Raw genomic sequence first — 15,479 nt, forward strand, 5'->3', positions numbered from 1 at the left:
CATGGCGAAGAGCACGAATTGGAATGTTTTTGGACTGGCAATACTACTAGGTTTATTTTCTACATTAGGTCCATTTACGATTGATATGTATTTACCGGCTTTCCCGGAGATTGCACAAAATATGAATACAACGGCATCACTTGTACAATTTAGTCTTACTGCTTGTTTGTTAGGACTTGGTGTAGGACAACTCGTTATGGGTCCTTTGAGTGACGCGTACGGTAGACGTAGACCATTATTAATCTGCATGGCAGCCTACATTATTTGTTCCTTGGCATGTGCGTTTGCTCCGAATATCGGACTATTGATTTTGTTTCGTTTCACGCAAGGATTTGCGGCATCAGCAGGAATTGTCATTTCCCGTGCGATAGCTAGAGATCTATATAGTGGACATGAGCTCACTAAATTTTTCTCTTTGCTGTTGCTTGTAGGGAATTTGGGGCCTTTGGCAGCACCGATTGCGGGAAGTGGCATTCTTTCCTTCACAACATGGATTGGCGTGTTTATCTCGCTTTCATTCCTGGGGATTTTCTTATTGATCATGACCAAGTGGAGCTTAAAAGAAACACACCCTATCGAAAGACGTATGGTTCCAGACTTCAAACAGCAATTGGGTAATTACAGAATGCTTCTACGTGACCGCACGTTTGTAGGCTACATGCTCGCACAGGGAATCATGACGGCAGGGGTCTTTGCTTATGTAGCAGGAACACCATTTATTTACCAAAATATATATGGCGTCACACCCACGGTATTTGCTATATTGTTTGCTTCAAACGGCATCAGCTTGATCATCGGATCTCAAATCGTGGGTCGTTTGGCCAAACGGATCCCTGAGCAGACGCTTCTTTTATCGGGGCTATGGCTTGCTCTAATAGCAAGTGTTGCTGCTCTGGTGGTGACTTTAGTTCATGGTCCACTTTTCGCTTTGGTCATTCCATTGTTCTTCTTTGTTTGCTCAATCGGCATTACGTCCACTGCGGCATTCCCGCTGGCCATGGAGAGTCAAGCTAAGATGGCCGGAAGTGCAGCAGCACTGCTCGGCGTTGTTCCGTTTCTTCTGGGTGCACTTGTTGCTCCTCTGGTGGGTATCGCAGGTGAAGACACTGCCGTCCCGTTAGGACTTACTCTATTAATGACCAGTATCATTGCCATTGTTACTTATTTTCTGCTCGTTAAAAAAATCTCGCAGCATACACCTAATCATGCCCACTCTAATGCTGACTTTTAGTATAGAAGGAATAGCTCGCCAAGCATTGGCGTGAGTCAAAATGAATATGATTCCATTATAAGTCGCTCAAATAGCGGCTTTTTTTGGTTTATCGTACTGACGCTCACTTCTTCATTTGGTATAAGCTTAATCTCTCTTGTACAGCATTCAGGACTTCTTCCGGAATCTCCTTCACCTTGATATCTTCACCTAGAAAAAGCAACCAATTGGTGATTTCGGTTAATTCTTCTGAGATATGAACATTCATAAATGCCTTTAGGAGGGCTGTAGTTTGGTATGGATTCGTATAGGCAATTGAAAACTCTATAGGATGGTATTTTTTGAATTGCGCAATCGCCTTTGGACCAAGTTCCAGGACAAGGTTGATAACTTCTTCCTGCGTATTTCGTTTTAGTTGTTCTACAATCTTTTTTGTACTCCGTCTTTTTTTCGTCGGGTATGCTTCGACATGGATGAGGTTGTCGACTGATACGATTCGTCTCTTTTCTTCCTCCAGGTCAAAACCTTCAATGATCCAATGGCCTTTTTGATGATGCAGGTGCAAGAGAACAATGGGATAGGACTTTGTTTTCATCTCTTCTTGGACAGTAACTAACAAATAACGTTCTATAAGAAGAATTTGAATGAGTTTTTCTAAAGTAGGGTGAGGCAGGTCTGACAGATCAAGCAAGTCTGGATTACGGGGATTGGTCCCTTCAAAAAGCAATAGTTGATTCAAATGTACGAGGTCATCTTGCTGATTTTCTGAGATAAGGCCCAATAATTTTTCAGCCAAAGATTGACGACTCTTCAGATAAGGAAGCTGTTGATTTCTTGTCGCCATAAAGGCAATGAATAACGCTTTGATTTCATTATCGGTAAACCGGACCGTGGGCAGGAGGGAGTTGTTCATGACAAAATAACCACCGTCTCGCCCAACTTCAGCGACAAGTGGCATTCCCATGGCTTCAATTTCTCTGATATCTCGAATGGCTGTCGAACGAGAAATGTTAAATTCTCGCATGATTTCAGAGATGGTAAAGTGGGCACGGTTATTGATATACCGCGTGATGACATTAATCCGTTCAACTTTTTTCATTGGGCCCCCTAAACAGTATCATATTCTGACATGATTTAAGGTTATTATAAACCTATCAAGTGAAAACACAAATCAATTGAAAATTTAAAGAGGACGGTGTAAACCATGAGTAATTATCATTTTGAAGAGAAAGAAAGCTTCATCGTACTAGGTATTGGAACAGAGCTTAAGAGTGACTACACAGATTATGCTGGTATCAGCAAAGAGAAGGCGGATTTTTGGTCCACTTTGAAAGAAGATGGAAGCCTAGACAAACTAAAGTCCCTGGCAACAAATGAATACATTTTTGCTGTGAACGAAGCAGTGAATAACCAGATGATGCATTATGCTGGCGTCATGACAGAACAATCTCTGCCAGAAGCAACGAGAGTAATCCAATTTCCCAAGGGAGAATACCTGGTTGTGAAGGGCGAAGCTGAAACGGCTGATGCGCTCAATAATATGCTTACTGGCATTGCCTTTGGTCAAGCCCTCCCCGTAGAAAAAGATTATGCCTATGTTGGCGGTCCGAATACAACGGTTGAAATGGGAGAGAAAAATGGTTTGGTATATGGTGAAATGTGGATTCCTGTTGTAAGGAATTGATAAGAAGGGGACCTGAGAACTTTTGAGTTGAAAATGAAGGAGAAAGCTCTCTTCAAAATGGAAGAGAGCTTTCCCAATTGCACGACAGCATGCTATTAATTTAAAACGCCGCTACCGATTACTTTTACCTTTATTTCCGGGTGAAAACGAACTTGCGCATACTGTTGATTCCAGTCTAAGCTTTTCCACAAGTCCGGGTGATGGGCTATTAAATGTCTGCCAATACCGAAGGAATCACACCCGCTCTGCTGAAGTGTCTTGATAATTAGTTCTGCGTCCTGAGTCATGTCATCGGATAACTCGCGGTTCAGACGTTCAATCGTTCCCTTTTCCTGAAGATGATTCATTGCATACTCAACAATCGTTACTGGAAGTTCGATATGGAGATTCACATCAATTTGGCTATCATGTGTAACCTTTACCGCGAGTTTACGTTTGATTTTTTTGGTATTCGCTTCGTAAGTGATATAGTTCCGTGGATTATTGGAAGGACCAGGATGAATCTTTTTGACAAATCGCGCTGTTTTATTCCATTTACCACTCATAATAACGTATAGAGGGGCCTGTTCGATATTAAGACTCCCACTGAACCTTTGCCCATGAAACAGGGCGATTCCCCGAGCATCAATCTCCTTTCCATCCTTATAAAGGTAAGGCAGCGTAAAATCCTGTCCCGGATCCAGCATGGGAGGGAGAAGGGTCTCTAACGTCATTTCAGGAAAAATACATAATTCCTCCAGGCTCTTAATTTTTTTCGTAATAAACTCACCAATCAATATGCTGCCAACTCTTTTTTGGTGTAACAAATCTCCGGCCTCGCCATCCACAATCGCAATTTTCACATGTGAGGTTGGGTAATCGGGTTCCCGATATAAGACGTCCAGGTATGGGTAGATATCATTTTGTGCGAGTTTGTTGCCGTATAAGATCATCCCATATTTGAAAAACCGGATATCACCAGTCACTTTAGCGCGAATTCTATCCGTACTTTGACGGACGGATCTCCCGGTGCCTGAGTGGACTTCATTACCGCTGCTACCTTGTTGACTCTCAGAATCATCGACAATTTCAAGCGTTTGTTTAATTTCACCCTCTGAGGTGATGTCAAACGCCGAAGCACTAGCCAGTCTGGCATCTTTTAAACTATCCTGATCCCAGCATCCCGTCATCACCATGAGCAAGATTAGCAGGACAAGGAGTTTTCCTCGTTTACTCATATCATCTTCTCTTTTCGTTTCATTATATAAGATAGAACCAACAGTAGCAGAGGCAGGATCATGAGAAAAAAGTATGCCGATCTGTTGGCAATCGTACTAATCAACTCCAGTTTTTCCTTCTGTTGTGGCAGATAGGCAATTACGCAAGAAGCAAGAACGACATAAGGGACGGCTTTTTTATGGTGTTTTTGTTTGAAGAGATAACTTATACCATAGGATGCCGTATAGTAATAGCCACAAATGGCCCCGAAAATTGATATTAACCAGATGGGGAGGAACAGGAAATCAGCCCGATCCATTGTCCCGAGTGGGATAGAACGGAGCAAATAAATGACAGGTTCAGGCATTAAGTCAACCTGTTGGGGACTGAAAGCCGTCGAACAAATGAACACGGTAAATGCATACAACAACACAACTACAGCACTTGCAAAAGCAACGGACTTAAGTTTGCCACCGCTGTTACCTTCAACCATGGGAAACACAACGAGAAAAAACTCAAATCCGAACATGGCCATTAATGTTTCGGTTGATCCACTAATGATATTGGGCCACCCTGCTTCCGTCATAGGTAAAAGATATAACAGATTGATTTCCTTGAGTCCATAACTGATCAATACCATCATGGGCAACACCAAAAAGGAGATGAGTACAAGTACTCGCGCAATGATTCGTAATTTTTGCCGAACCAAATAGATACTGCTGAATAAAAAGAGGGCAAATATAGCCCACCGTGGCGTATCCTGCAGCATCCAGCGATTAATCACACTGTAGGCATTCACCAGAACAGAAGTGCCCATTAACAGGAAGTATCCAACGTAGGCAATGATCAGCAACTTGCCAATCCATTTACCCGTAATCAGCGTTACAATGTCATAAATGGATGAACTCGGGAATCTTCGCATCAAAAGCCAGCACAACAATATGACAAGTTGGATCAGGAACCCTCCAAGGAAAACAGAAATCCACCCCCCACCGTTGGACAGAAGGTGTATACGGTAAGGGAGGGATAAAATATCTACACCGATCTCAAATTTTATAATAAGTAAGAACAATTGTCCCCGTGTGATTGTTGTTTCCTTATTCACGTTTTTTCCAACTCCTAGAGAACTTCTGCTGATTCAGTCGCTGCGGGCGGGCATCATGAGGACGCCCGCGAAGCGCCCAGATGGGAAATCGTATCCATACATCCTTCATGTCAGCTAATCGGAAAGGGGCCACTGGAGCAAAATAAGGCGATCCGAAGTTTTCCATCTTACAGAGGTGAATGGTTAGAATCACCAGACCAAATGCGATGCCGATATATCCAAAAAGCGCCGCCCCAATCATCATTGGAAAGCGGAGAATACGTACTGCTGAACTCATCTCATGCGAAGGCACCAAAAACGACGAGATAGCAGTTAGTGATACCACAATAATCATTGTATAGGATACAAGCCCAGCTCGAACGATAGCATCACCAATAACCAAACCGCCAACGATGCCGATGGTCTGGCCCACTCGGCTGGGAAGTCGGACCCCGGCTTCTCTTAATACTTCAAAGATCAGTTCAAGTAACATCGCCTCTACAAGTGCAGGAAAGGGGATGTTCTGCAATGATTTCTTGATTGTGTGTGCCAGCTCGATCGGTAAAATAGCGGAGTGAAAGGAGATCGTAGCAATATAAACAGCAGGTAATGTAAAAGCAATGATAAAACTCATCATGCGAATTAACCGTAAAAAAGAACTGACAATCCAGCGACCATTATAATCATCCGGACTTTGGTAAAAAGCAAAAAACGTCACAGGAGCGATAAGAGCTGAAGGACTTCCTTCGGCAAGTATGGCGACGCGCCCCTCCATCAAGTTGGCAACAACCCGGTCAGGTCTTTCTGTACTGAGCTGCTGGGGAAAAAGAGAGAAGGGATTATCCTCTATAAACTCTTCAATAAAGCCTGAAGCGAGCACCATGTCTGAAGATATGGATGCAATTCGCTCTTTTACTTCGTTCACCAACTCCGGATTGGCCAAGTCCTGAAGATATACAACTGCAATTTTGGTATGTGTCTTCTCGCCAACGTTAAAATATCGAACCATTAAGGATGGACTAATAATTTGTCTGCGGATCAGATTCAAATTAACGGAAAGCTGCTCTACGAATCCATTGTGCGGCCCTCGAATAACGCCTTCGTTTTCCGGTTCAGTTGTGCTACGGACATACATTTTCTCGGTAGAGAGAATGTAAAACTCCGGGTGCCCGTCGATTATGTAAAGACATTTGCCTTGAATAAGTGAGTTTACTCCACGTTGCAGATCCGTATCTTTTCGATTTTCTAAAGTGGTGAACGATGGGTAGATTTCCGAATGATTTTGGCTATGCAGTGCTGTTAAGACATGTGTTTGAATGATCTCCAGATCTACAAGTGAATCGATATAGAGAAGCACACTCTGTACACCATTAAGTAGCAGCTGTTGTTGTTTCAAATCGTCAGTACAGTAGAGGGACTGCTCTACATAAGAAATATTCATGTTTAATTCAGAGAATGCCTGTTTGGTTGGGGTCATATATCCACCTCTCTATCAAATGCGACATGGATTATCTTGTGCAAAATCAAGATGATTATTCAAAAGATGCATTTTATTCAAGAACTTATAAACTAACATTGAAAAATAGTTGCTCTAAAATCCATAATTTACAATTCAATTAGAAACTTTTTCCTAAATCTAGCGTCTAATACTATGACTTTTAAAGGGGATATAAATAAATGACTAGAGAGTAGAAGGAGCCAAAGACAACACATGAATATGAAGAAGAAATTATCCATTTTTACCGCTTTAGCCGTTTTTCAAGCATTTGCAGTTGGTTCTGTGAATGCGCAATCAGCACCACAAGGTGACACCGCGTCAGTAAACACAGCCAATGTAGAATCAGTTGAGGTGTTAAAACAAGAGCAGCCGATTGCAGAGCGTGAAGTGAAGACAGAGAGCAATAACAAATCCATCAATACTCCATCCTCTGAAGCCAAAGAAACCGAAACCTCGACCGGCAATGAGGCAACACTCAAAACAGATAGCGAGAAACCTGCATTGGATGGGGGAGAGACCACTACAAACGAAGCGGGTACGAAACCTGTAGTACAAGAGGAAACCCCTGAGAAGGTGGAAACGCCAGCTACGCCAGCTCAAATAGAGCAACCATCCATTGACGGGACGTCTCCTGCAGCAGGTGGGAATCTGACGTTGTACATGAATAGCAACAAAATGGAGCAGGATGGAAAAACGTATCTTGCTGGCCAGCCAATGGCTGTCAAAAACGGTGTATCCTATGTTGCAATCCGTGCGCTGGTTGATCGTGTGGGATACGGGGTCAAATACGATAACAAAACCAAAGAAACGATCATCATTAGTGGTGATGATGAGCTTCGATTCAAGACAAACAGCAAGGACTATACGGTAAATGGAGAAACCAGAACAATGAAAGGTCCTGCTTATCAGCAAAAAAGTACATTCATGGTGCCGTTAACTTCCATTACTCAAGCCCTGAATATTACCTATAAAGTGAATCAGTCGGCCAAAACGGTTGTGCTGAATCTGAATACAAAACCTGCTGCAAGCTTCACCATCTCCCAAAAGGAAATCTTTGCGGGCGATCAAGTGGACTACGTAACTTCTAACAGTTCACCCAATGGAATGGATATCGTTGACGAACGCTGGACAGGTCGCCAGGATTCATTTGATCAAGCAGGTACATATACGATTTCATATGAAGTACAGGATTCCAACGGACAATGGAGTGATCCATATTCGGTTACCATTGAAGTATTGAGTCCTAATCTTCCTCCTGTAGCCATGTTCGCCACGGATAAAGAAGAATATAAAATGGGCGAAAAAATAACATACACAGACCAAAGTACAGATGACGAAAATAATATTGATAAAGCGGTATGGGAGAATAATTCACTTGCGTTCTTTGAACCGGGTCCAAAAACGGTGACACTTACAGTTACGGACAATCACGGCGCTACGAACACGTACTCCAAAGTCATCACCATAACCAATGAGACATTATATTCATTTACTGACTTCAATTTACTCTTCACGCCGGTAGGACAGAAATTTACCTTTAATGGCGGCGAAGTGACTACAATGGAGAAAGTGCCTTATACGTACATGGATGAGCCAAGTCTGTTGATCCGCAGCAACAGTCCGGAAACGGTGAATACAGAAGGTATCGTATATAAAGAATCATCATCCGGGCAGACCCGTTTCATGATTCACCACGTGAACAATACAGGCAAAAGAGTGAAAATGTATGTGATTGCAACCAATAACAACCCGAATCCGGCCGTATTCGAACAACAGAATATGGGCTTTGCGGGACCTACACCATATGCTACCGTAGCTGGTAAATTGTCTATTGATAAATGGTTCAAGTCTATTCAGACTGGAGCGGATCAAAAGAAAGAGTACCTTCAACCTGGGGAAAGCAAACTCATTTTGACCGAACTTAATAAAACGCCGATGAAAGAAGGACAAGTCATCTCTCTCTATTCGGATGCATATAGTGATTATTCCTTAGATTATAACGTTATCCTGGTGGAAGAAAATAAAGATCCGTTCGAGGCTCTGCCATTGTTACCTGTGCTTGATCGTGACGGAGTACACAACCGTGGCACGTACCCGAATGCGACTCGCATTATAAAGTACGATGAGCACGTGGGAATCAAACCTGCCCGTCTGCCACTTGGTGACAATTCAAGCGATCCCAATCTGGTAGGAACAGATCCGATGGCTTACACAGACGCATCCAATGCGGGTAATTTCGGCGTATTGTACAAAATCACGCTGACCAATGTTGCACCGCGTACGCTTATCTCCTTTAACCCTCGTGGAGGGAAGTACTCCGGAGTAGCTCTGGTGAACAACCAGTTGGTATCGATTGCTGAAGGTAATGTTGCGGTTGCCAATTCAAGTGAACAAAGCGTTCTTTACCGTACAGGATCAATTGGAGAGAGTGTAACGATTCTGTTCTCTGCCGCGCCAGGAAGCAACCTGCCGGTGAATCTGCTCTTTACACCGCTCCCATCGGAGAAGTAAGGTAGTTGTCTATCTTATCTCTAACAACGAATGGTTTGAGTGGCGCGTTAATTATCGACAGAAAAGACTCCATATGGGGTCTTTTCTTTTCATAAGGCAATATGAGGATGTACGTAATGGGCGCAATTAAAAAAGCCATTTATGGCACCGCTATTTCTACTTAGGAGGAATCCATTCCGATGAATGTACTCGTCAACTGGATACATGAATTCAAAGAACGCGATACCCGGCGTTTGTTGAAAGATTATCGAGACAAAGTGGAGCATATCAGGAAAAGGAATTTGGAAGCTTGGGACGATCAGCACCTGCAAGCGGAATCTCTTCGGCTCCAAGAAGAAGCAAGATCAGGTTCGCCTTTGGATGATCTTCTGGTTGATGCTTATGCTTTAGTCTGCGAGGTTGCGAAGAGAACACTCGGATTACAACCTTACGGTGTGCAAATTATGGCTGCTATCGCTTTGCACGAGAGACTTTTGATCGAGCAACATACCGGTGAAGGAAAAACGCTCTCTGCTGTTATGCCTGTTTATCTCAACGCTTTGACAGGCAAAGGCGTTCATGTTCTCACTTTTAACGATTACTTGGCAAGTCGAGATGCAGAGTGGATGGGCCCGATCTATCGCTTCCTCGGGTTAACCGTAAGCTCGGTTCAAGCGGGTATGAGCCTGTTCGAGAAACGAGAAGCTTACGCCAAGGATATAACCTATGTTACGGCTAAAGAAGCAGGGTTCGATTATTTGCGTGACACAATAGCATTAAATGAAGCTGATACCGTACACCGTCCTTTCCACTACGTCGTCGTAGACGAAGCGGATTCACTGCTTCTTGATGAAGCGCGGGTGCCCCTAGTCATCAGTGGCGATTCGAGTGCTTCCAAAAGTGACGGCGTTCTTTTCGCAGAAGTGGCCCGGCAGCTGCAGCCAGGAGATCATTACGATTTTGACGAGTTCCAGCGGAACGTTTACTTGAATGAAGCGGGTGCTGCGAAAGCGGAGCTGCTGCTGGGATGCGGCAATTTGTACGATAGCCATAACAGTCATTGGTTAACGTCATTGAATTGTGCGTTGCATGTGGAATCATTATTAAAAAAAGACGTCGATTACATCGTTCGGGACGGTGTAATTGAACTAATTGAAGAACATACAGGCCGTGTGGCCGAGAACAGGTATTTGCCGGATGGGCTGCAAGCTGCCCTTGTGTCAAAAGAAGGGCTGCAGTGGAAGGCTGGCGGGAGAATTCTCGGCACCATCACCATTCAGCACTTTATTAGCCTGTATTCGGGAATTTGCGGAATGACAGCTACAGCGCACACTTCAGCAATGGAATTCGAAGATATCTATGCGCTCCAGGTCGTACGAATTCCGCCAAACCAACCAAACATACGAATCGACCACAAGCATCGAATTTACACCCACAAAGAAGCCAAATATAAGGCGCTTGTACAAGAAATCTCTTCTGTCCATAGGGAGGGACGCCCCATTCTTATTGGTACGTCAAGCATCGAGGAGTCTGACTTGCTGGCGGAGGCGCTGGCAGTTGCCGGTGTACCTTGCCAGGTTCTGAATGCAAAAAACGATGTGAAAGAAGCCGAAATCATCGCGAAAGCCGGAGAAATCGGGGCAGTAACAGTATCTACAAATATGGCAGGACGCGGCGTTGACATTCGTCTCGGTGGCGGCAACCCCGCGTAGGCAGAACAAATTGCCAAGCTTGGCGGATTATACGTGATAGGTACATATGTGAACGAAAGTATGCGGATTGATGATCAGCTGCGCGGACGTTGCGGCCGCCAAGGTGACCCTGGAGCTTCCGTATTTTATATTAGCCTGGAAGACGAGCTGATGCTTCGCTTTGGCATTCATAAACTGTTTCGCGCTTCCAATCAGGACGAGGTACTTGATGATCCTGCGCTCCTCAGCAAAATCGAGCATATTCAGCGCGTTATTATAGGCCAAAACTTCGATATTCAGCGGGAATTAAACAGTTATTCGGATATGGTGGAAGATCAGAGGCGAATTCTATACGACGAACGTCTCGGAGTTTTGAAAGCTGAGAGACTGATGAGCCCATCGGAGCAACGTGTACGGCTTTTTTATATCGATCAGTTCTGGGCTGAACATCTGGCATTCGTTGCTTACATTCGCGAAAGCATCCATCTCGAGAGCATTACCAGTCGCAACCCGATCGATGAATTCCATGCGCAAATTACCGAAGCATTCGAGCAAATCCCGGCTAAAATAGATCATGAGTCGGCCCATATGCTAAGAAAACTTGGAGGTTCGAATGATCCCGAGAAATGGGAACAGTTCGGTCTGAAGAGCCCAATTTCGACTCGGACTTATATGATTAACGATCAATACAGCCAAGATAAGCGCAGTTCATGGACAGGAACGACCGTATTCGCTTTTTGGGGCAGTAAGATGCTGAAGCTGTTACTGAGGCCAATATATAGGATGTCAAAATATTGAGGGGAGCGTGACGATCGATGAACAATAGAGAACGGTTTTCGAGTCGGGTCGATTCGTATTTGATGACAGAACTGCAAAATGTATTTGATAAAAATAATCAAGAGGGTATTGTTGAATTTGATTATGAAACTGAGATTTTTTGAGGAGAGGTGTAGTTCTTCAAAATGTCCCCGGCTATACGTCCTTTGAAAGTCGCTAAATTTAGCGGCTTTTTTTATTTTATTAGAACAGGTTCTTGTCCGGCTTGCCGGGATGAGGTGTGGAAACAACCCCCGGATATTTAAGTTTGCCAAATCCAACTTTTTTGGATACTCGTAAAAGAATTGCCGCTTACAGATTATGTTTCGTCACACTCAAAACGTTTCTCTAGACCCACACAAATCTTCAATGATACCATCATACACGTGCTAGAATTGAAGATTGCAGGAGGATATCATGTGGATCAACTCAAATACGATAATCTAAAGCTGGGGGAGCGCGGAGCGATCATCAGCATTATCGCCTACATATGTTTGACCGTGTTAAAACTGGTCATTGGCAATATGGCCGGGTCAGAAGCGCTCAAGGCGGATGGATTAAACAATGCCACCGATATTGTGGCTTCAATAGCTGTACTGATCGGTTTGAAGCTTGCCCAACGCCCAGCCGACAAAGATCATACATATGGTCACTGGAGAGCAGAGACCGTTGCGTCACTTGTTGCTTCTTTTATCATGATGGCAGTAGGTTTACAAGTACTGTTTGAAGCCATTGGTTCTGTGTTTCAGGGTACACATGAATCTCCGGATATCATCGCCGCTTACACAGGCATGTTCTGCGCAGTTATCATGTATCTGGTGTATCGCTATAACAAGAGACTCGCTTCCCGTATTAAAAGTCAGGCGGTCATGGCTGCAGCTCGTGATAATATTTCCGATGCCTGGGTAAGCACTGGTACGGTCATTGGGATCGTGGGTTCCCAGTTCGGCCTCCCATGGCTTGACCCTGTAACGGCTGTCATCGTAGGTTTCCTGATCTGCATAACCGCTTGGGACATTTTCAAGGAAGCTACACATCATCTGACGGACGGTTTTGATGTTGAACTGATTCAGGAGTATAAAAAGACGATTGCCGGAATAGATGGTGTAGAGACGGTCAAAGACTTGAAAGCGCGCAATTATGGGAATAATGCTGTAGTGGACGTTGTCATAACAGTCCATGCTGAGCTGGATCTTCAACAAGCACACGATATCTGTACAGATGTGGAGAACGAGTTAATGGAGGAGCATGACGTATACACCGTTCACGTTCATGTGGAACCTGATACGTTGGAAGAGTGCATTTGATATTAAGATTTAAAAAAGGAACTTGGTATAGCAAAGAACCAGTGAGCTTTACTTATTCACTGGTTCTTTGCTTATTTCAATTGTTCATTTTAAAAGAATTCGTGCGTTATCTATTCCATACATGACTATCTCGGCAAATTGTAAATAATCAGATTGTTATATTTATCCGCATGTTTCTGTTCGTCCAGGATGATTCCCCACACTTTACTGTAGCCATAAGCAAGAACAAAGGGAAGCGAATCGAAGTATTAACTTTGGCAGGGGACCAGGTAACCTACTTTCCGTATACTCATCCGAAGTATCTTTGCCTTCATGCTTCTATTGGGTATTGCACGCATATTGGGAAAACAAACGTTGTCTGATATGAATTTCCATGAATTCGTTACCGCAGTCATTATGGGAGCCATAGCTGCCAATCTAGCTTTTAACGAGAAAATAGAGGTCACACATCTGATTATTTCTCTAATTGTTTTTACCGGAACCTCTTATCTGTTATCGAAATTAAATCTAAAAAGCAGAAAAATCCGCCTACTGGCTGAAGGCTCACCTACCGTATTAATTGAAGGGGGTAAAATTCTTGAAAATAATCTCGCCAAAAATAAACTGACATTGGATTCCTTAAATCAAATGTTAAGACAGAAAGATATTTTTAACATGGAGGAAGTGGAGTACGCTTTACTCGAAGTGAATGGACAAGTTTCGGTTAGCAAGAATCTTGAACTGAATGGCATATCTGATAAGGAGTTAGTACAACAGCTTGAATCACAAAGTAAGAATATAAGCGACGTATTCTATGCGGTAAAAGGAAGCGACGGCAGGATCTATATGGATTATTACGAAGACCAAATCAAACATCCCATTGATGTTGAGTGACACTCTCAGGAATGAAAAAAATCCCTTCTTTTCAGATGAAAGAAGAGAAGGGATTTTTGTAAACTACTTCGCTACGGTATGATCCGTGTGTATTTTGTTTAGAAACGGAGCAGCTTATCCACATTATTCATATATTCCAGATTACGAATAAACTCGAATCGTTTTTGTCTTTTTTCATCAAAAGGTGTTCCTGCAAGAAATTGATTAAATTTCTGTTCAAGCATCTCCCACCCAAACGGAGTTTCCACATCGCCTAAAGGTACAGGCATCCAACGTTCAAATATGTTGCCATCATGTGTTGTTATAACAACATGGGAAGCGCAAAAATGAGTCGGATGATCAGCAAGATATTGCTGCACTTCATCATCCAGGGTTACTGTAATTTTTTGAACCAGCTCCTGAACCTCCGGATCGGTGAAGCTGTTGAATATTAATTCCTCTGAGTCCATACGTCCGTATTTGAGGGCCACGGCTGAAGTGAATTGTGTGCTGGCCTGTGCTCCAATTGCTGTCTTGGGCTCAGGATTCGTCAGACGATATACAAATGAAGAGGTCTTCACATCAACAGACTTGATCTTGGATGGCGTTAAACTATAGTCTTCACGAAGTTCCAACATAGCATCCAGAGTGGCGTGTAATCCACGCTGGCAGGCATGACGTTTGAAATAAATGTCAGTCACTTTAAAATCAGTTCCCAGTCCTTCCAGCACATGACTTGTGTTAGAATGCCCGCTTGTTCCTTTGAAGGCCTGGAAGAATCCATATTTTCCTTCCAAAGCTGCATCAGGACCCGTGAAACCACAGGATGCCAGTCTCACGGCCCTTAATCCGGTCAATGCCGCCCAGCCGCTGCATAAAATTTTACCTGAAGTTCCATCATTCTGATATTCAATCAAACCTCCGGTGAACAGAGAAGCAATCCCCATCGCATCCTTGGTCTGCTTGGCATCTACATTTGTTAATTTACTTACCAAGGCCGCTGCTGCGACAGCGCCGCATACCCCGGTAGCATCAAATCCTCTTTCACGGTACATAAATGGATTGATCGTTTCGCCTAACCGAGCATATACGTCATAAGCCGCAACAATGGCGGTGATCATCTGTTTGCCATCGTTTCGGTGAAGCTGAGCCATACTTAGCAGGAGCGGAACAAGCACAGATCCAGGGTGGCCCATGGCGTGGCGATAGCCGTCATCCAGGTCTGCACAACGTGCCATCATAGTATGAATAAAGACAGCATGATCAGTGCTAGTGCGAACATCCTGTTCACCAATCAATGAGACCAAGTCTTCATTATTAATAATAGAGTCTGCCAATCTTGCATATTCCAAAATGCGCTCACTTGTTTCAGAGTATCGACCAAATACCATATTACCGTAAGAGTCCAGTATTACCTGTTTACCTACTTCGATAGCCCTCTCGGACAGATCCTCATATTGAAGACGGGTTACGTAGTTGGCAAGTTCTACAATCATATGATTCACAACAGTTCACCTCGTTATTTTGACTTCAATCCGCAAATACACGGGAAGTTTACATAACAAAAATATAAAGTTTGCATGATGGTGAACTCAAGCACAAGTTAACTGCACTAACTCAACTTTTGTATGCACAAAAGTAATTAAACGC

The 15,479-nt window shown here is 43.5% G+C and carries 10 protein-coding genes and 1 pseudogene; 6 read left to right on the forward strand and 5 right to left on the reverse strand.

All coding sequences use genetic code 11. The features are described 5' to 3' along the window. Window position 1 precedes the first annotated feature (1 nt). Window positions 2-1,231 (forward strand): multidrug effflux MFS transporter, encoded by a 1,230-nt coding sequence (locus ABTV53_RS14415; RefSeq protein ID WP_433753880.1) that lies wholly within the window; start codon window positions 2-4, stop codon window positions 1,229-1,231. Window positions 1,232-1,334: 103 nt separating this feature from the next. Here ABTV53_RS14415 and ABTV53_RS14420 read toward each other — a convergent pair whose 3' ends face one another. Continuing rightward, window positions 1,335-2,309 (reverse strand): helix-turn-helix transcriptional regulator, encoded by a 975-nt coding sequence (locus ABTV53_RS14420; RefSeq protein WP_433753881.1) that lies wholly within the window; start codon window positions 2,307-2,309, stop codon window positions 1,335-1,337. Window positions 2,310-2,414: 105 nt separating this feature from the next. On the opposite strand from ABTV53_RS14420, the gene ABTV53_RS14425 reads away from it, so the two are divergent. Then, complete coding sequence (locus ABTV53_RS14425) at window positions 2,415-2,894, forward strand: GyrI-like domain-containing protein (RefSeq protein ID WP_433753883.1); 480 nt, start codon at window positions 2,415-2,417, stop codon at window positions 2,892-2,894. Between the two features lie 95 nt (window positions 2,895-2,989). Here the strand turns inward: ABTV53_RS14425 and ABTV53_RS14430 are convergent, their stop codons facing one another. Genes ABTV53_RS14430 through ABTV53_RS14440 form a run of 3 tightly spaced genes read right to left on the reverse strand, consistent with a single transcriptional unit; the run spans window position 2,990 to window position 6,652 of the window. After that, on the reverse strand, window positions 2,990-4,111 hold the full coding sequence (locus ABTV53_RS14430) for a Ger(x)C family spore germination protein (protein ID WP_433753885.1): 1,122 nt from the start codon (window positions 4,109-4,111) through the stop codon (window positions 2,990-2,992). Continuing rightward, window positions 4,108-5,196 (reverse strand): GerAB/ArcD/ProY family transporter, encoded by a 1,089-nt coding sequence (locus ABTV53_RS14435; protein ID WP_433753887.1) that lies wholly within the window; start codon window positions 5,194-5,196, stop codon window positions 4,108-4,110. Before ABTV53_RS14435 ends, ABTV53_RS14430 begins: the two co-directional genes overlap by 4 nt. Further along, a complete protein-coding gene (locus ABTV53_RS14440; protein ID WP_433753888.1) occupies window positions 5,189-6,652 on the reverse strand; it encodes a spore germination protein in 1,464 nt (487 codons plus the stop codon). The genes ABTV53_RS14435 and ABTV53_RS14440 overlap by 8 nt, the downstream gene beginning before the upstream one ends. 234 nt (window positions 6,653-6,886) lie before the next feature. On the opposite strand from ABTV53_RS14440, the gene ABTV53_RS14445 reads away from it, so the two are divergent. The 4 genes and pseudogenes from ABTV53_RS14445 to ABTV53_RS14460 all read left to right on the forward strand — a co-directional run bounded on the left by ABTV53_RS14445 (window position 6,887) and on the right by ABTV53_RS14460 (window position 13,850). Beyond that, the gene (locus ABTV53_RS14445; RefSeq protein ID WP_433753889.1) at window positions 6,887-9,184 is read left to right on the forward strand and encodes a stalk domain-containing protein; all 2,298 of its coding nucleotides are present in this window, start codon (window positions 6,887-6,889) and stop codon (window positions 9,182-9,184) included. Between the two features lie 179 nt (window positions 9,185-9,363). Continuing rightward, window positions 9,364-11,652 (forward strand): annotated as a pseudogene (locus tag ABTV53_RS14450) (DEAD/DEAH box helicase). 437 nt (window positions 11,653-12,089) lie between these two features. Then, window positions 12,090-12,977 carry a cation diffusion facilitator family transporter gene (locus tag ABTV53_RS14455; RefSeq protein ID WP_433753891.1) on the forward strand — a complete coding sequence of 296 codons (888 nt, stop codon included), beginning with the start codon at window positions 12,090-12,092 and terminating at the stop codon, window positions 12,975-12,977. Window positions 12,978-13,268: 291 nt separating this feature from the next. Continuing rightward, window positions 13,269-13,850: a DUF421 domain-containing protein gene (locus tag ABTV53_RS14460; protein WP_433754213.1), complete on the forward strand. Its 582-nt coding sequence runs from the start codon at window positions 13,269-13,271 to the stop codon at window positions 13,848-13,850. A 98-nt stretch (window positions 13,851-13,948) separates the two neighbouring features. Here ABTV53_RS14460 and ABTV53_RS14465 read toward each other — a convergent pair whose 3' ends face one another. Then, window positions 13,949-15,325, reverse strand: a complete 1,377-nt coding sequence (locus tag ABTV53_RS14465) for an MmgE/PrpD family protein (RefSeq protein ID WP_433754214.1) — start codon at window positions 15,323-15,325, stop codon at window positions 13,949-13,951. Window positions 15,326-15,479 lie beyond the last annotated feature (154 nt).

The organism is Paenibacillus amylolyticus (genome assembly GCF_050990605.1).
GTDB classification, from domain to species: domain Bacteria; phylum Bacillota; class Bacilli; order Paenibacillales; family Paenibacillaceae; genus Paenibacillus; species Paenibacillus amylolyticus_H.